13 protein-coding genes are annotated in these 17478 nt (G+C 65.6%); 11 read left to right on the top strand and 2 right to left on the bottom strand.

The window, feature by feature from the left end; translation table 11 throughout:
• Positions 1-121: 121 nt before the first annotated feature.
• The 11 genes from HUX88_RS12965 (at position 122) to HUX88_RS12915 (ending at position 12242) form a co-directional block, all read left to right on the top strand.
• The gene (locus HUX88_RS12965) at positions 122-556 is read left to right on the top strand and encodes a YchJ family protein (RefSeq protein ID WP_176362042.1); all 435 of its coding nucleotides are present in this window, start codon (positions 122-124) and stop codon (positions 554-556) included.
• Positions 557-602: 46 nt separating this feature from the next.
• Positions 603-2225, top strand: coding sequence for a carboxyl transferase domain-containing protein (locus tag HUX88_RS12960; protein ID WP_176362041.1), 1623 nt, complete (start codon positions 603-605; stop codon positions 2223-2225).
• Positions 2226-2232: 7 nt separating this feature from the next.
• A complete protein-coding gene (locus tag HUX88_RS12955; RefSeq protein WP_176362040.1) occupies positions 2233-3108 on the top strand; it encodes a dienelactone hydrolase family protein in 876 nt (291 codons plus the stop codon).
• Between the two features lie 2 nt (positions 3109-3110).
• Positions 3111-3896, top strand: a complete 786-nt coding sequence (locus HUX88_RS12950; protein ID WP_117012252.1) for an enoyl-CoA hydratase/isomerase family protein — start codon at positions 3111-3113, stop codon at positions 3894-3896.
• An 18-nt stretch (positions 3897-3914) separates the two neighbouring features.
• Positions 3915-5243, top strand: coding sequence for an adenosylmethionine--8-amino-7-oxononanoate transaminase (gene bioA, locus HUX88_RS12945; protein ID WP_176362039.1), 1329 nt, complete (start codon positions 3915-3917; stop codon positions 5241-5243).
• Positions 5244-5245: 2 nt separating this feature from the next.
• Entirely contained in the window at positions 5246-6430 is a 1185-nt protein-coding gene (gene bioF / locus HUX88_RS12940; protein WP_176362038.1) for an 8-amino-7-oxononanoate synthase, read from the top strand.
• Position 6431: 1 nt separating this feature from the next.
• Complete coding sequence (gene bioD / locus HUX88_RS12935; RefSeq protein ID WP_117012255.1) at positions 6432-7214, top strand: dethiobiotin synthase; 783 nt, start codon at positions 6432-6434, stop codon at positions 7212-7214.
• A gap of 17 nt (positions 7215-7231) precedes the next feature.
• Complete coding sequence (gene bioB / locus HUX88_RS12930) at positions 7232-8281, top strand: biotin synthase BioB (protein ID WP_117012256.1); 1050 nt, start codon at positions 7232-7234, stop codon at positions 8279-8281.
• Positions 8282-8345: 64 nt separating this feature from the next.
• Positions 8346-10385 carry an acetyl/propionyl/methylcrotonyl-CoA carboxylase subunit alpha gene (locus HUX88_RS12925; protein ID WP_176362037.1) on the top strand — a complete coding sequence of 680 codons (2040 nt, stop codon included), beginning with the start codon at positions 8346-8348 and terminating at the stop codon, positions 10383-10385.
• Positions 10386-10396: 11 nt separating this feature from the next.
• Positions 10397-11329 (top strand): glyoxylate/hydroxypyruvate reductase A, encoded by a 933-nt coding sequence (locus HUX88_RS12920; protein WP_117012258.1) that lies wholly within the window; start codon positions 10397-10399, stop codon positions 11327-11329.
• Between the two features lies 1 nt (position 11330).
• Complete coding sequence (locus HUX88_RS12915) at positions 11331-12242, top strand: hydroxymethylglutaryl-CoA lyase (protein WP_176362036.1); 912 nt, start codon at positions 11331-11333, stop codon at positions 12240-12242.
• A 7-nt stretch (positions 12243-12249) separates the two neighbouring features.
• On the opposite strand, the gene HUX88_RS12910 is transcribed toward HUX88_RS12915, so the two are convergent.
• Positions 12250-14604, bottom strand: a complete 2355-nt coding sequence (locus HUX88_RS12910; protein WP_176362035.1) for a beta-galactosidase — start codon at positions 14602-14604, stop codon at positions 12250-12252.
• Entirely contained in the window at positions 14605-17370 is a 2766-nt protein-coding gene (locus tag HUX88_RS12905) for a TonB-dependent receptor (protein WP_176362034.1), read from the bottom strand.
• Positions 17371-17478: the final 108 nt, after the last annotated feature.

Genomic DNA, 17478 nt, shown 5'->3' with positions numbered 1-17478 from the left:
AGAAAACATGTGGGGTTGAAAATAACAATATTTGTTCACATAGCAGAACGGCAAGCCCGGCGGAATGCGGCCTTTTGGCGGATAATGCTGGATCGTTACACCAGCCCCACCATCCAAACCCATGTCCAAGAAGTCCACCGCGCCCGCCACCTGCCCCTGCGGCGGCCCCTCCCTGGCGAGCTGCTGCGGCCCGTACATCGCCGGCGCCGCCATCCCGCCCACCGCCGAGGCGCTGATGCGCTCGCGCTATACCGCCTATGTGCAGCGCAACGAGCCCTACCTGATGGCCACCTGGCACGCCAGCACCCGTCCGGCCGAGCCCATCATGAGCAAGGAAGAAAAATTGCAGTGGCTGGGACTTGAGGTAAAATCTGCTTTACGTTTACGTCAACGTAAAGCAGAAGACGCCGCCCCGACCAAGGATACGGTGGAGTTTGTCGCCCGATTCAAGACCAATGGCCGGGCGCAGCGCCTGCACGAGATCAGCAACTTTGTGCGCGAGCCGGCCGAAGGCGGGCTGCGCTGGTTTTACGTTGACGGTAGTTTTCCAGAATAAATCATCAGGACGCGGCGGAGACACCGCGCAGAAAAAAGGAAAAGCAATGCCGCAGATCGAAAGCAAACTCAATCCCCGCAGCGAGGATTTCAAGGCCAACGCGGCCGCCATGCAGGCCGTCGTCGACGACCTGCGCGACAAGGTCGCCAAGATCGCCTTGGGCGGCGGCGAGGCGGCGTCGGCCAAGCACGTCGCCCGCGGCAAGCTGCTGCCGCGCGACCGCGTGCAGATGCTGCTCGATCCCGGCACGCCCTTCCTCGAACTGTCGCAGATGGCCGCCTACGGCATGTACCAGGACGCCAACGGCGTCGACGCCGCACCGGCCGCCGGCATCATCACCGGCATCGGCCGCGTGGCCGGCCAGGAGTGCGTGATCGTCTGTAACGACGCCACCGTCAAGGGCGGCACCTACTACCCGATCACGGTCAAGAAGCACCTGCGCGCGCAGGAGATCGCCGACCAGAACAACCTGCCGTGCATTTATCTCGTGGACTCGGGCGGCGCCAACCTGCCCAACCAGGACGACGTATTCCCCGACCGCGACCACTTCGGCCGCATCTTCTACAACCAGGCCAACCTGTCGGCCAAGGGCATCCCGCAGATCGCCGTGGTGATGGGCTCCTGCACCGCCGGCGGCGCCTACGTGCCGGCGATGAGCGACGAATCGATCATCGTCAAGGAACAGGGCACCATCTTCCTGGGCGGCCCGCCGCTGGTGAAGGCCGCCACCGGCGAAGTGGTCACCGCCGAAGACCTGGGCGGCGGCGACGTCCACACGCGCCTGTCCGGCGTGGCCGACCACCTGGCGCAGAACGATTTGCACGCGCTGTCGCTGGCCCGCACCATCGTCTCCAATTTGAACCGCACCAAGCCCCAGCAGGGCGCGTTGCGCGAGGCGTCGGAACCGAAGTACCCCACCGAAGAACTGTACGGCGTGATCCCGGTCGACACCCGCAAGCCGTTCGACGTGCGCGAGGTGATCGCCCGCATCGTCGACGGCAGCGAGTTCGATGAATTCAAGGCGCGCTACGGCACCACCCTGATCTGCGGCTTCGCCCACATCTTCGGCATGAAGGTCGGCATCATCGCCAACAACGGCATCCTGTTCTCCGAGTCCGCGCTGAAGGGCGCGCACTTCATCGAGCTGTGCGCGCAGCGCAAGATCCCGCTGGTGTTCCTGCAAAATATCACCGGCTTCATGGTCGGCCGCAAATACGAAAACGAAGGCATCGCCCGCAACGGCGCCAAGATGGTGACCGCCGTGGCGACGGCCGCCGTGCCCAAGTTCACCGTCATCATCGGCGGCAGCTTCGGCGCCGGCAACTACGGCATGTGCGGCCGCGCCTTCTCGCCGCGCTTCATGTGGATGTGGCCCAACGCCCGCATCTCCGTCATGGGCGGCGACCAGGCCGCGTCGGTGCTGGCCACCGTCAAGCGCGACGGCATCGAAGGCAAGGGCGGCTCGTGGACGGCGGAGGAGGAAGCCGCGTTCAAGCAGCCGATCAAGGAGCAGTACGAACACCAGGGCCACCCGTACTACGCCACCGCGCGCCTGTGGGACGACGGCGTGATCGACCCGGCCGACACCCGCATGGTGCTGGGCCTGGGCCTGTCGGCCGCGCTCAACGCCGAAATCCCGGACACCAAGTTCGGCGTCTTCAGGATGTAAGCGGACGATGACCTCGCAGACCCGATACCGACAAGGACTGGCCGCGCCGCTGCTGGCGGCGGCATGCGCTTCGGCGCAGGCCATCCATGTGCCGGCGGTCGATGCGGGCATGGGCGAGCAGGTGATCGCGATTCCCGCGAAGATCGCCGGCGCCGACATCACTCTGCAAACCACCATCTTCAAACCGCCCGGCGACGGCCCGTTCCCGGTGCTGTTCATGAACCACGGGAAGGACGGCGGCGACGCCCACCAGCAAGCGCGCGCCCGCTACCCCGTCATCAGCCGCGAGTTCGTCAAGCGCGGCTACGCGGTGGTGATACCGATGCGTATGGGCTTCGCCGGTTCCGGCGGCACCTATGTCAACTCCCATTGCCAGGCGCGGGAAAACGGCGAGGACCAGGCGGCGTCGCTGTACTCCGCGATGGCCTACGTGATGAAGCAGCCCTGGGCCGACCAGCAGCACGTGATCCTGGCCGGCCAGTCGCACGGCGGCCTGACGGCCATCGCCGCCGGCAGCCATAACATCAGCGGCGTGCGGGGCGTGATCAACTTCGCCGGTGGCGTCAACAGCCGTTCGCACTGCGACTGGCAGGCCGCGCTGGTCAACGCCTTCAAGGCCTACGGCGCGGTCGGCACCACGCCCACCATCTGGTTCTACGGCGCCAACGATACGCACTTCGGCCCCCGGCTGGCGGCCGACATGTACGCCGCCTACACCGGCGCCGGCGGCAAGGCGCAGCTGGTGGCCTATGGACCTTTCAAGCGCGACGCGCACACCATGAGCTCCAGCCCGGACGGCGTGGCCATCTGGCTGCCGGAGACCACGCGCTTCCTGCAAAGCGTCGGCATGCCGACCGAAATCAAATACAAGATCAAGGACTAGAGATGAGCTTTACCACGCTGACCATCAGCCGCGAAGGAAAAGTCGCCACCGTCACGCTGAACCGCCCCGACGTGCGCAACGCCTTCAACGAAACCACCATCGCCGAGATCACGCAAGCCTTCGGCGAGCTCGGTGCGGAGGACGACCTGCGCGCCATCGTGCTGGCCGCGAACGGCCCGGCCTTCTGCGCCGGCGCCGATTTGAACTGGATGAAAAAAATGGCGGGCTACACGCACGCCGAAAACCATGCCGACGCTCTGCAACTGGCGGAGATGCTGCGCACGATCTACCTGTGTCCCAAGCCCGTGGTGGCCAAGGTGCAGGGCGATTGCTACGCCGGCGGCATGGGCCTGGTCTCCGCGTGCGACATCATCGTCGCGGTCGACCAGGCCAACTTCTGCCTGAGCGAAGTGAAACTGGGACTGATCCCCGCCACCATTTCGCCCTACGTGATCAAGGCCATGGGCGAGAACGCGTCGCGCCGCTACTTCCTCACCGCCGAACGGTTCGGCGCGCAGGAAGCGCTGCGCATCGGCTTCGCGCACGAAGTGGTGGCCGCCGACGCGCTCGACGCCAAGGTGGCGGAGATCGTCAAGGCCTTGGTCAACAACAGCCCGAACGCCGTGCAACAAGCCAAGGTGCTGGTGCGCGAGGTGGTCGGGCAGACCGTCAACGATGCGCTGCTGGCCGACACCGCCGAGCGCATCGCCCATATCCGCGCCTCGGAACAGGGCCGCGAAGGCGTGGCCTCGTTCCTGGAGAAGCGCAAGCCAAATTGGCTAAGCTAGAAAAAGTCTGGAGCAGTTTTGGAATTGAATAAACAAAGCGACTGGGTAGCACGCAGCCTGCGCAGCGTATGGCATCCGTGCACCCAGATGCAGCACCACGAAACCGTGCCCCTGATTCCGGTCAAGAGCGGCAAGGGCGCTTGGCTGGTCGACCATGAAGGCCACCGCTACCTCGATGCGATCAGCTCCTGGTGGGTGAACCTGTTCGGCCACGCCAACCCGCGCATCAACGCGGCGCTGAAGGACCAGCTGGACACGCTGGAACACGCGATGCTGGCAGGCTTCACGCACGAACCGGTGATCGAGCTGTCGGAAAAACTGTCGGCGCTGACCGGCCATGTGCTCGGCCACACCTTCTACGCCAGCGACGGCGCCTCGGCGGTGGAAATCGCGCTGAAGATGAGCTTCCACTCCTGGCGCAACAACGGCAAGGACGGCAAGCAGGAATTCGTCTGCCTCAAGGGCAGCTACCACGGCGAGACCATCGGCGCGCTGGCCGTGACCGACGTCGCCCTGTTCAAGGACGCCTACGGCCCGCTGCTGCGCGCCTCGCAGACAGTGATGTCGCCGGACGCCAGCAACGCCGCCGAAGGCGAAACCGCCGAAGACATGGCCCGCAAAGCCGCCGCCGACGTCGAACGCCTGTTCCTCGAACGCGCCGACAAGATCGCCGCTATCATCATCGAGCCGCTGGTGCAATGCGCCACCGGCATGGCCATGCACGACCCGCTGTACCTCAAGCTGGTGCGCGAACTGTGCGACCGCCACGCGGTCCACCTGATCCTCGACGAAATCGCCGTCGGCTGCGGCCGCACCGGCACCTTCTTCGCGTGCGAGCAGGCCGGCGTATGGCCGGACTTCCTGTGCCTGTCGAAGGGCATCAGCGGCGGCTACCTGCCGCTGTCGCTGGTGATGACGCGCGACGAGATCTACCAGTCCTTCTACAGCAACGACGTCACGCGCGGCTTCCTGCACTCGCACTCGTACACCGGCAACCCGCTGGCCTGCCGCGCCGCGCTGGCGACACTGCAGATCTTCGAGGAAGACGACGTGCTGGCAACCAACCGCGTAAAGGCCGCGCGCCTGACCGCAGCGCTGCAACCGCTGGCGCAGCACCAGCAGGTGCGCCACTTCCGCCAGCGCGGCATGATCTGGGCCTTCGACGCCATCGACGCCACGCCGGACTTCTCGCGCCGCTTCTTCGCCACGGCGGTGGAGCACGAGCTGCTGATGCGCCCCATCGGCGCCACCGTCTACATGATGCCGCCGTATATCCTCAACGACGAGGAAATCGACGGCCTCGCCGCCAACACGCTGGCCGTGTTCAACCAAGTGATGGCGGGCTGACCATGGAAATGCTGAACCAACTCAAACGCCAGCTGCAGGCGCTGGAAGAACAAGACCTGATCCGCACCCGCCGCACGGTCGACACACCCTGCGGCCCGCGCGTATCGGTCGGCGGCCGCGAACTGATGGCCTTCTGCACCAACGACTACCTCGGCCTGGCCAACCACCGCAGCATCAAGCTCGCGCTACAGGAAGGCGCGGCGATGTATGGCGTCGGCAGCGGCGCCTCGCACCTGATCAGCGGCCATGGCCGCGCCCACGCCATGCTGGAGGAACGGCTGGTGGAATTCGTCGGCGCCCATCTGGAATCGCCGCGCGCGCTCACCTTCTGCACCGGCTACATGGCCAACCTGGCCATCGTCACCGGCCTGACCGCCGCCGACCGCGACGCCGACATCTTCTCCGAATCGCTGAACCACGCCTCGCTGATCGACGGCGCCCGCCTGTCGCGCGCCAACGTCAAGGTCTACCCGCATGCCGACCTGGAAGCGCTGGCGCAGCTGCTGGCCGCCTCCAACGCCGCTACCAAACTGGTAGTGACGGACAGCGTCTTCAGCATGGACGGCGACCTCGCACCGCTGCCGCAGCTGCTGGCCTTGTGCGAACAACACGGCGCCTGGCTGGTGGTGGACGACGCCCACGGCTTCGGCACGCTGGGCGCCAACGGCCACGGCGCGCTGGAGCACTTCAACCTGCGCTCGCCCAACCTGGTCTATATGGGCACGCTGGGCAAGGCGGCCGGCGTCAGCGGCGCCTTCGTGGCCGCGCACGAGACGGTAATCGAAACGCTGATCCAGAAAGCCCGCCCCTACATCTTCACCACGGCCACCCCGCCGGCGCTGGCGCACGCCCTGCTGACCAGCCTCGAACTGCTGGAAGGCGACGAAGGCCGCAGCCGGCGCGCACAGCTTCAGGCTTTGGTGGCACAATTGGACGATGGCCTGCGCCTCAAGCGTTGGCAGCGCATGCCCTCGATGACTGCGATCCAGCCCATCCTGATCGGCGATAATGCCGAGACCATGCGCGCCGGCGCGGCCTTGTACGAACAGGGCCTGTGGGTCGGCACCATCCGCCCGCCGACCGTGGCGCCGGGCACCTCGCGCCTGCGCGTGACCCTGTCGGCGGGCCATAGCAGCATGGAAGTCGCCAAGCTGATAGCCGCGATCAACGCATTGGAAAGGACTTGATATGAGTCTCGACGATCCCGTCATAGCCGTGGTCACACCTCAAACGCAGGTGCAGCCCGCGCCAACCGCCACCGGCATTCCGCCCCGGTTCAGCTGCTTCGTCACCGGCACCGATACCGAAATCGGCAAGACGCTGGTCTCATCGGCGATGCTGCACGCGCTGGTGCAGGCCGGCGTGCGCGCCTGCGGCATGAAGCCGGTGGCCGCCGGCGCCGAACTGCGCGACGGCGCCTGGCACAACGACGACTGCGACCAGCTGGCCGCCGCCGGCAATGTCCACCTGCTGCAGTCGATCACCACGCCATTCCTGCTGAAGGAGCCGGCCGCGCCGCACATCGCCGCCGCGCTGGAAGGCGTGACGATTTCGCCGGTGCCCATCCTGGCCGCCTACATCGAAATCAACGCCGCCTCCGACGCCTCGGTGGTGGAGGGCGTGGGCGGCTTCCGCGTGCCGCTCAACGACGATTTCGACACCGCCGATTTGGCCGAGCAGCTCGACCTGCCGGTGGTGCTGGTGGTCGGCCTGCGGCTGGGCTGCATCAGCCACGCGCTGCTGACGGTGGAAGCGATCGAAGCGCGCGGCTTGCGCCTAGCCGGCTGGGTCGCCAACGAAACGCAGGACGACATGGCCTTCGCCGACGAAAACGTCGCCGCGCTGGAACAGCGCATCAGCGCACCGCTGCTGGGCCGCGTGCCGCGCCTGGCCGAACCGGGCGCGCAAGCCGCCGCCGCATATATCGATTTTACGCAGCTGCCCAACTGGCCAGCTCAAAACAAACTTTGAACGAAGAAGGAAACACGATGTCCCAGAACACTCTCCAAGAACCTAAAACCGTAGCGCTGCACCGTCCGACGGCCGCCATCACCTTGCCGCCCGCCGCGACGTGGCCGCTGGAAGACGTGATGGCCCTGTTCGACCTGCCGTTCAATGACCTGATGTTCCGCGCGCAGCAAACCCACCGCGCCAACTTCCCGGACGGCGACGTCGAACTGGCCACGCTGTTGTCGATCAAAACCGGCGGCTGCGAAGAAGACTGCGGCTACTGCCCGCAGGCTGCACGCTACGACACCGGCGTCGAGGCCAAGAAGATCCTCGACATCGACACCGTGCTCGATGCGGCCCGCCAGGCCAAGGACAACGGCGCCACCCGCTTCTGCATGGGCGCCGCGTGGCGCAGCCCGAAAGACCGCGACATGGACAAGGTCGAGGAGATGGTGCGCGAAGTGAAGGCGCTGGGCCTGGAGACCTGCGCCACGCTGGGCATGCTGGAAGAAAAACAGGCCGAGCGCCTGAAGGCCGCCGGCCTCGATTACTACAACCACAACCTGGACACCGCGCCGGAGTTCTACGACAACGTGATCTCGACCCGCGAATACCAGGACCGCCTGGACACGCTGGGCCGCATTCGCGAAGCGGGCCTGAAGGTCTGCTGCGGCGGCATCGTCGGCATGGGCGAATCGCGCCTGCAGCGCGCTGGCTTGATCGCGCAACTGGCCAACCTGAATCCGTATCCTGAATCGGTGCCGGTCAACCATCTGGTGCAGGTGGAAGGTACGCCGCTGTACGGCATGGACCCGCTGGACCCGTTCGAATTCGTACGCACCATCGCCGTGGCCCGCATCACCATGCCGAAGGCGCGCGTGCGTCTGTCGGCGGGCCGCCGCCAGATGGGCGAGGCGGTGCAGTCGATGTGCTTCCTGGCCGGCGCCAATTCGATCTTCTACGGCGACAAGCTGCTCACCACCGACAACCCGGAAGCGGAAGACGACCGCGCGTTGTTGAACAAACTGGGCCTGAAAACCCGTGGCGCCGTGCTGGACTCGGCACCGAAGGAAAAGTGCGGCTGCTGATCCAGCCCGTCGATTCGCCACACTATAAAAAAACTTCCAGCCATAAGCTGCAAAGAGAGAGACCATGTTCACAAAAATACTGATCGCCAACCGTGGTGAAATCGCCTGCCGTGTGGCCGCCACCGCGCGCCGCATGGGCATCAAGACCGTCGCCGTGTACTCGGAGGCGGACGCCAACGCCAAGCACGTGGCGGTGTGCGACGAGGCGGTGCTGATCGGCCCCGCCGCCGCCAAGGAAAGCTATCTGCGCGGCGAAAAAATCATCGCCGTCGCCAAGGCCACCGGCGCGCAGGCGATCCACCCCGGCTACGGCTTCCTGTCCGAGAACGCCGAATTCGCCGATGCCTGCGCCGAAGCGGGCCTTGTGTTTATTGGTCCGCCTGCGTCGGCCATGCGCGCGATGGGTTCCAAGTCCGCCGCCAAGCAGCTGATGGAGAAGGCCAACGTGCCGCTGGTTCCCGGCTACCACGGCGAGCAACAGGACGCCGACTTCCTGCACGCGCAGGCCGACAAGATCGGCTACCCGGTGCTGCTGAAGGCTTCGGCCGGCGGCGGCGGCAAGGGCATGCGCGTGATCGAGAACTCGGCGCAGTTCAAGGACGCGCTGGCGTCCTGCAAGCGCGAGGCGATCAGCTCCTTCGGCGACGACAAGGTGCTGGCGGAGAAATACCTCCAGCGCCCGCGCCACATTGAAATCCAGGTCTTTGCCGACACCCTCGGCAACTGCATCTACCTGTTCGAGCGCGATTGCTCGGTGCAGCGCCGCCACCAGAAAGTGCTGGAGGAAGCGCCGGCGCCGAACATGCCGCCGGAACGCCGCGCGGCGATGGGCGAAGCGGCGGTAGCCGCCGCCAAGGCCGTGGGCTACGTCGGCGCCGGCACGGTGGAGTTCATCGCCAATCAGGACGGCTCGTTCTACTTCATGGAGATGAACACCCGCCTGCAGGTCGAACACCCCGTCACCGAAATGATCACCGGGACCGACCTGGTGGAATGGCAGCTACGCGTGGCCGCAGGCGAGCCGCTGCCGAAGCAGCAGCACGAGCTGGCCATCAACGGCCACTCGATCGAAGCGCGCATCTACGCCGAGAATCCGGAGAAGGGCTTCCTGCCGTCGATCGGCACCTTGCGCCACATGGAGACGCCGGGCGCGGTCGCCTTTGAGCTGGGCGGCGCCGTCAACCTGCCGGCCGGCGTGCGTATCGATTCCGGCGTGCGCGCCGGCGATGCCATCTCGCCGTTCTACGATCCGATGATCGCCAAATTGATCGTCTGGGGCGCGGACCGCAAGCAGGCCTTGGCCCGCATGGCGCAGGCGCTGTCGCAGTACCAGATCGTCGGCCTGGCCACCAACATCGCCTTCCTGAAACGCCTGGTCGAAGGCCAGGCCTTCTCGACGGCCGACCTGGACACGGGCCTGATCGAACGAAACCACGACGCGCTGTTCCCGGCCGCGCACGCGGCGCCGGACGCCGCGCTGGCGCTGGCCGCCGTGTCGCTGATCGAATCCGAGAAGGATCGCTCAGCCGCGCAATCCGGCGCCAACGCCGCCGACCCGTGGGGCCAGGCGCTGGGCTGGCGCATGAACCATCCGTACGTGCGCGCGCTGTCCTTCGGCGACGAATTCACGGCGGCGGCCCAGCCGTACGGCGTCAACGTCAGCTACCGCGCCGCCGACTGGCTGTTCAGCGTCGGCACGGCTCAGCCGCAGGTACTGAGCCTGATGTCCCAGGACGGCCACGATTTCAGCATCAAGCTGGGCGAGCAGGCCGTGCACGGCACCGTGCGCCGCGACGGCGACATGCTGCACGTGTTCACCAACGGTGCACACTATCCATTGGCCTACAATGATCCCATGGCGCACGCCGGCGAGACCGAAGCCGAAGGCGGCCGCCTGACCGCGCCGATGCCGGGCAAGGTGGTCGCGGTGCTGGCCGCCAAAGGACAGGAAGTCAAGAAGGGCGACGCCCTGGTCATCATGGAAGCCATGAAAATGGAACACACCATCGCCGCGCCGCACGATGGGGTGGTCGACGAAGTTCTGTACGGTGTGGGCGACCAGGTGGCCGATGGCGCACCGCTGCTGGCGTTCAAGACGGCGTAAAGGAGGACATCATGCGTATTCTTTTACATCGCGCGGACGGCAAGACCGAACCGTGGATCAAGGACTTTGCGAAGTACCTGCCGGAAGCCGAAGTCGAAATCTGGCACGCCGGCGAAAAAACCCAGGGCTGCGACTACGCGGTGGTGTGGTCGCCGCCGGAGGCGATGCTGCCGGAACTGGCGCAGGTAAAGGCGATCTTCGTCACCGGCGCCGGCGTGGACGCGCTGCTCAAGTTCAGCGACGCGCTGCCGCCGCACATTCCCATCATCCGCCTGGAAGACGCCGGCATGGCGCTGCAGATGGCGGAGTATGTGACCTACTCGGTGCTGCGCTACTTCCGCCGCTTCGACGAATACGAAACCCAGGCGCGCGCCGGCCAGTGGCTGCCGCTGCCCCAGCATCCGAAGGAAGACTTCTCCGTCGGCGTGCTGGGCATGGGCGTGCTGGGCACGCGCGTGCTGGAGGCATTGGCGCCGTTCGGCTTCCCGCTGCGCGGCTGGAGCCGGAGCGAGAAGAGCATGCCGGGCGTGCAGTGCTTCCATGGCGCCGATGGGCTGGACACCTTCCTGCGCGGCAGCCGCGTGCTGGTCTGCATGCTGCCGTTGACGCCGGAGACCAACAACCTGGTCAACCGCACCAATATGTGCAAGCTGCCGCAAGGCTCGTACCTGATCAACGTGGCGCGCGGCGCCCATCTGGCCGAGCCGGACCTGCTCACGCTGATCAAGTCCGGCCACATCGCCGCCGCCACGCTCGACGTGTTCCGCAACGAGCCCTTGCCGGCGCAGCATCCGTTCTGGCAGGAGCCGCGCATCACGATCACGCCGCACATCTCGGCGCTGACCTTGCGCCGCGAGAGCGTGCAGCAAATCACCGAAAAAATCCGCAAGACCGCGCAAGGCGAAACCGTCGCCGGCGTGGTCGACCGCAAACGAGGATATTGATATGAGCAGTATGCCGAAACAGGTAAAGATCGTCGAAGTCGGCCCGCGCGACGGCCTGCAAAACGAAAAAGAGAGCGTGCCCGCCGAGGTGAAGATCGAACTGGTGAACCGTTTGACCAGCGCCGGTTTCCAGAACATCGAGGCGGCGTCGTTCGTGTCGCCGAAGTGGGTGCCGCAGATGGCCACCAGCAAAGAGGTGATGGCCGCGATCGCGCGCAAGCCGGGCGTGGTCTACTCGGCGCTGACGCCGAACATGCAGGGCTTCGAGGCGGCGCTGGCGGCGAAGGCAGACGAGGTGGTGATCTTCGGCTCGGCCTCGGAGGCGTTCTCGCAAAAGAACATCAACTGCTCGATCGCCGAATCGATCGCGCGCTTTGAAGGCGTGGCGAAGGCGGCCAAGGACAACGGCCTGCGCCTGCGCGGCAGCATCAGCTGCTCGTTCGGCTGCCCATACCAGGGCGAGGTGCCGCTGGACGCGGTGGCCGACGTGGTGGGCCGCATGCGCGATTTGGGCTGCGACGAGATCGACATCGCCGACACCATCGGCGTGGCCACGCCGCGCAAGACGCAGGCGGTGATGGAGACGGCGATCCGCGCCTTCCGGCTGGACGGTTTGTCCGGCCACTTCCACGATACATATGGACAGGCGCTGGCCAACATCTACGCCAGCCTGGAGCTGGGCATCTCGATTTACCACTCGTCGGTGTCGGGCCTGGGCGGCTGTCCGTACGCGAAAGGCGCCACCGGCAACGTGGCCACCGAGGACGTGCTGTACATGATGCAGGGACTGGGAATCGAAACCGGCATCGACCTCGATATCGTGGTCGATGCCGGCCAGTTCATCTCGCAGTTCCTGGGCCGCAAAGGCGCCAGCCGCGCCGGCAACGCCATCGCGGCCAAGCGCGCCGGCTAGACCAACGTCACTCGCGTACCAGCTTGTCCGCGACGTACATGCGGTACTGCTTGATCCGCCCGGTGACGGTGTCGGGCCCCTGGCGCGGCATGTAGCGCACGCCCGCCACCTCCACCTGCTGACCCAAGTCGATGATCAGCTGGTGCGGGTGGCCGGTACCGCCGGCAAACGCCGTGTGCCAGTGGTCCGACGCCTGCCCGTTGATGGCGTTGAGCGCCGAGCCGTCCTCCTTCTTCAACTCCTCGCTGCTGGCGTAGGCGATCGTCCACGATTGCTGGTTGATCGTCTTGCCGTCCTTGCCCAGCAATGAAATCTCGGCCACCGCCGCGAACTGCTTGCCGTCGAAGGCGCTCAGCGATTCGAGGCAGAACTGCCGGCCCTTGACCGGCGCGGCGAACATCACATCCTGCGTCGCGCCACCGGGGGCGAACTCGCCCGCCTGCGCCGGCGTCACGCCTTCCAGCGCTGGTTTGACCGTGCTCGGTGGACGTGCCAGGTCCAGCTCCGGATTGAGCTGGTCGAGGATCGGCTCCGTCAGGCCGGCGATGCGGGCGGTGCGCGGGCCGGTCAGGTCCAGCACCACGATCTCGTTGCGGCCCTTTTTGATCCACGGGCCGGGCAGGTACATGGTCTGCGTCGGTCCGATGCTCCAGTAGCGGCCCAGGCATCGTCCGTTGATCCACACGATGCCCTGTCCCCAGCTCGACATGTCGAGGAAGGTGTCGGCCTGCCGACTGGCTTCAAAACCGCCGCGCCAGAAGGCCGGGCCCTTGGCGCGTCCGCGCTTGAACGACAGCGGCGGCAGCACGCCGTCGGCGTCGAAATCGATGGCGCGGATTTCCCAGTTCTCCACCGCCTGCGCGGCTCCTCCCTTGGCGGTGAACGTCACCGGACCATGCAAGCCTTTGCGGTCATGGACTTCCAGCCCGAAGTTAACCCGCGCGATGGTGTACAGCAGGATCTCCACCGTCACAGGCTTGCTGCGCGCCGGCACGGCGACCGAGAAGCGGCGATGACGCGTGTCCATCGTTCCCGTCAGCTTGCCGTCGATGTAGACCCAGGCCAGGTCGCGCACCTTGGCGGCGGCCAGCAGGCCCGCAGGACCGGCCGGCAGTTGCACGCGATAGGCGACCAGGCCTCGGCTGATGTCGTACTGCTCGATCGGCTCCGGCGACACGGCCTTGATCGCGCGCGGTGGCAGGTTGGCCAGCACCGGCGCCGATTCGCTCAGCGCGAACGCGTCGATGCTCATGACGGGATTGCGCGCCGGCGCTTCGGGCAGCACCTCGCCCGCCGCCAGGAAGGGACGCATGCCCTCGCGGTAGGCGTTGAACTTGGAGCCCATCCAACCGGCTTCGCTGATCGGCGCGTCGTAGTCGTAGCTGGTGGTGTCCGGCCGGAAGGGACGGTCGCAACCGCCCCACAGGCCGAAGGTGGTGCCGCCATGCGCCATGTAAAGGCTGAACGAGCCGTTCGCCTTCAGCATGGCCTGGATGTCGACCACGGCGCTGGTGTTGTCGCCACGGCGGTGCGGATTGCCCCAGGTGTCGAACCAGCCGGAGTAGTATTCGCCGCACATCAACGGCGCCTGCTGCACCGCCGCCAGCGCCTTGAAGCCGCCGGCCGGATCGCTGCCGAAGTTGGCCACCGAGAGCATGCCGGTGAGATGGGTCTTGGCCACCGCGTTGGTCGGATTACACTGGAACAGCGGCACGTCGAAGCGCGCGTCGAGCAGCGCCTGGCGCAGCACGCGCATGTAGTCCAGGTCTTCGCCGAAGAAGCCGTATTCGTTCTCCACCTGCACCATCAATATCGGCCCGCCCTGCGTCACCTGCATCGGCCCGAGCACGCGGCCGACTTCACGCAGGTAGCGCCGCGCCGGATCGATGAACGCCGGATCGCGCGTGCGCAGGAAGGCGTCGCCCGGATTCTTCTTCAACAGCCACCACGGCAGGCCGCCCATCTCCCACTCGGCGCAGGCGTAGGGACCGGGACGCAGGATTACCCACAACCCTTCCTGCTGCGCGAGACGGCAGAACTCCACCGCGTCGCGCTGGCCGCTCCAGTCGAACTTCCCTTCGCGCCATTCGTGATAGTTCCAGAACAGGTAGGCGCAGACCGTGTTCAGGCCCATCGCCTTGATGGCCTTCAGGCGGTGGCCCCAGTACTCGCGTGGCACGCGGGCGAAGTGCATTTCGCCGCAGCGGATCTGGAACGGCTTGCCGTCGATGAGGAAATCGCTGGCGCCGACCGCGAAGCGCGGCGCCGCTTGCGCGCCGGCGTGGATCGGCAGCAGTGCGCCACCAGCGGCGGCGGCGGCACCTTGCAGCAGGCGGCGGCGGGGCAGGTTCGCACGCATCATTTAGAAAGCCACTCGCAAGCCAACGTTGGCGCGGCGGCCGACATCTTCCAGGGTGAGGAACTGCGATTCGTTGTTGGCATATTCGTGCATCCGCGAGTTGGAGAGATTGATGAAGTCCGCATACAGCGCCATCTTCGGCGTCAGATTGTAGCGCAGGCTGGCGTCGGTCTGGCCGTAGGCCGCGCGGTTGCGCGGCAGGGTGCTGCCGCCGCCGCAATCGACGGAGAAGTGGTTGCGCCAGTTGTAGCTCACGCGCGCCATGAACTTGTCGTTCTCGTAGAACACCGAGCCGTTGTACGACTGCGGCGACAGGCCAGGGTAGCCGCAGGCCGGCGCGCTGGCGTCGGATTCGCGGGTGGCGCTGGCGTCCACGTAGGTGTAGTTGGCGGCGACGCCGAAGCCCTTCAGCCACGAGATGCTGTTGTCGAAGGCGTACTGGCCGGCCAGTTCCACGCCCTTGATCTTGCCCTCTTGCCCGTTGCGCACGCGGGTGTCGTGGACGATTTCATCGTACTGCGGAATCTTCATGTCCACCATTTTGGTCTCCAGGAAGTTGGAGACGTCCTTGCGGAAGATGGCGGCGCTGACGTAGTTGGTCTTCGACAGATACCATTCATACGACAGGTCGTAGTTCTTCGACTGCATGGGCTTCAGGTAGGGATTGCCGCCGCCGGTCTGCACGTCGCCGAAGCGGCCGCCGTAGGAATTGCTGACACCCATCTGGTTCAGCGTGGGGCGGGTCTCGGTCTTCGATGCGGCAAGGCGCAGCAACATGTCCGGCGTCAGGTCGATCTTCAGGTTGGCCGACGGCAGGTAGCTGTTGTAGCTGTTGCTGACCGTGTTGACCGCGTTCGGTCCCCAGTTCAGGATATAGGTCGTGTCGTTCGGGCTCTTGGTCGCCGACAGCAGCACGCGGCTGATGCCGGTCGACGTGGAGTTCACGTGCACCACGCGCACGCCGGCGTTGGCCGACCAGTGTTCACCTTCCCATTTCGAATCCAGGAAGAAGCTCGACACCTTTTCCTTCACGCCCCACATGTCAGGCTTGGTGTAGTCGATCGCCATCGGGCCGTTCGGGTACTTGCTCTTGTCGAGGTACAGCGCCGGATCGTTCGACTGCGCCAGCAGCGACGGCTGGTTCAGGTAGTTCATGTACTCATACGGATTGAATCTGAGATAGGCGCTTGGAATCTGCGCGCCATTGCCGAGGAAGTTATCCATCGGCGTGACCGTGAACAGCGACGACGGCAGCGAGACGTGGTAGCCGCTGAAGGCGTTCCATGCGTCGTTGTTCCATTGCGTGCGCTCGACGTTGCGCTCCGAGTGGGCCACGCCGGAATCGATGCCCCTGAAGTAGCCCATCTCGTGGTTCCACGACAGGTTGAAGCGGCCTTCCTGCAGGTCGTCCAGATTGCGGATGTCGCCATACGAGACGGCGTGCGCGCGCACGGCGGTCGGGTCGGCGATGCCGTCGCCGAACACCAGGCCTGGCGTGCTGCCGAAGGTCAGCACGTCGCCGTTCTTCGGCACCATGCCGGCCACGATCCACATGTTCGGCGACTTGGAGGTGGTGCGCGAGCTGGAGATGTCGCCTTCCAGTTTCAGCTCCGGCGCCAGCGCCCATTTCGAGTTCAGGCCGAACGCCTGCGTGGTGGACAGGCGGTCACCACCCTTGACGATCATGTCGTTCGAATTGGCCTCGCCCAGCAGCTTGCCAGCGCCGGCGATCGCCGGGTTGTTCGCGTAGAAGATCGAGCCGGGACGCAGGAAGCTGGTGACCTGGTTGTTGGAGTCGGTCTTGATGCCCAGCTGCTGCGGATTGTTCCAGTCGCTGAACGCGATCACGTCGTTCTTCTGGTCGAGGCGCGAGTACAGGGCGTCGGCCGTCAGCTTCCAGGTCGGCGACGGGTTGTATTGCACCGTCAGATTGCCGACCAGGCGCTTGCGGCTTTCGTTCTCCTGCTGGAAGCCGTAACTCTGCGGCATGTAGAGTTTTTTGGTGGTCACGTCGGCCATGGTCAACCCCTTGGAGTTGAGGTCGCCGTTGATCATCGAGACGTCGCGGTAGTTCCAGGCGTCGTTGACGGCCTTGTTCTGCTTGGACGCGCGGTCGGTGTAGGAGAGCGAGCCGGTCACGCCGAAGGTGCGGTTCTCGTTGGCGAACGAGTACATGCCGGCGATGTTGGGCGTGTTCTTCTTGGAGTTGGTGTCGTAGGAGTCCGACACGTTGACCACCGACGTGTGGCCCAGCTTGCCCGACAGCGGACGCGCGGTCTGGATGTCCACCGTCGAGCCGATGCCGCCCTCAGGCAGGAAGGCTTGCGACGTCTTGTAGACCAGCGCTTTCGAGATCAGGTCGGAGGACAGCAGGTCGAAGGAGAACTCGCGGCCGCCGGTGTCGCTGGTCATGGTGCGGCCGTTGACCAGCACGTTGTTGAACTCCGGCCCCAGGCCGCGCACGGAGATGTAGCGGCCTTCGCCGTTGTTGCGCTGGATCTGCACGCCGGTCACGCGCTGCAGCGATTCGGCGATGTTCGTGTCCGGGAACTTGCCGGCGTCCTCGGCGGAGACCGCGTCGACCACGCCGTCCTGCAGGCGCTTGGTGGTCAGCGACGACGACAGCGAGGCGCGGATGCCGCTGACCACCACGGTCGCGCCGGTGTCGAGCGGCTTGGCCTCGCTGGACGTTTGCGCCGACGCGCCCGCCATCATCAGCATCTCGGCGATGAGGGCGGCTATGACTGTCTTGGATGTATTCATTTTCATTGTGTCTCCGTGCTCTTATTAGGAATGAAAGAATGTGCGAAGGCCTGCCTGGTTCGGCATATAGCTCTGATTTTTGGATAGCAGGCGCTCGCGGGACGCGGCGAGCTA

The sequence above is a fragment of the Duganella sp. BJB1802 genome, from assembly GCF_013369445.1.
Taxonomy (GTDB): Bacteria; Pseudomonadota; Gammaproteobacteria; order Burkholderiales; family Burkholderiaceae_D; genus Rugamonas; species Rugamonas vulcania_A.
This window is presented reverse-complemented; position numbering and strand designations above follow the sequence as displayed.

What these genes read in the sequence shown, in the direction of transcription:
- HUX88_RS12965 (WP_176362042.1), top strand. Translation starts at nt 122, where the DNA reads ATGTCCAAGAAGTCCACCGCGCCCGCCACCTGCCCCTGCGGCGGCCCC.
- HUX88_RS12960 (WP_176362041.1), top strand. Translation starts at nt 603, where the DNA reads ATGCCGCAGATCGAAAGCAAACTCAATCCCCGCAGCGAGGATTTCAAG.
- HUX88_RS12955 (WP_176362040.1), top strand. Translation starts at nt 2,233, where the DNA reads ATGACCTCGCAGACCCGATACCGACAAGGACTGGCCGCGCCGCTGCTG.
- HUX88_RS12950 (WP_117012252.1), top strand. Translation starts at nt 3,111, where the DNA reads ATGAGCTTTACCACGCTGACCATCAGCCGCGAAGGAAAAGTCGCCACC.
- bioF (WP_176362038.1), top strand. Translation starts at nt 5,246, where the DNA reads ATGGAAATGCTGAACCAACTCAAACGCCAGCTGCAGGCGCTGGAAGAA.
- bioD (WP_117012255.1), top strand. Translation starts at nt 6,432, where the DNA reads ATGAGTCTCGACGATCCCGTCATAGCCGTGGTCACACCTCAAACGCAG.
- bioB (WP_117012256.1), top strand. Translation starts at nt 7,232, where the DNA reads ATGTCCCAGAACACTCTCCAAGAACCTAAAACCGTAGCGCTGCACCGT.
- HUX88_RS12925 (WP_176362037.1), top strand. Translation starts at nt 8,346, where the DNA reads ATGTTCACAAAAATACTGATCGCCAACCGTGGTGAAATCGCCTGCCGT.
- HUX88_RS12920 (WP_117012258.1), top strand. Translation starts at nt 10,397, where the DNA reads ATGCGTATTCTTTTACATCGCGCGGACGGCAAGACCGAACCGTGGATC.
- HUX88_RS12915 (WP_176362036.1), top strand. Translation starts at nt 11,331, where the DNA reads ATGAGCAGTATGCCGAAACAGGTAAAGATCGTCGAAGTCGGCCCGCGC.
- HUX88_RS12910 (WP_176362035.1), bottom strand. Translation starts at nt 14,604, where the DNA reads ATGATGCGTGCGAACCTGCCCCGCCGCCGCCTGCTGCAAGGTGCCGCC.
- HUX88_RS12905 (WP_176362034.1), bottom strand. Translation starts at nt 17,370, where the DNA reads ATGAAAATGAATACATCCAAGACAGTCATAGCCGCCCTCATCGCCGAG.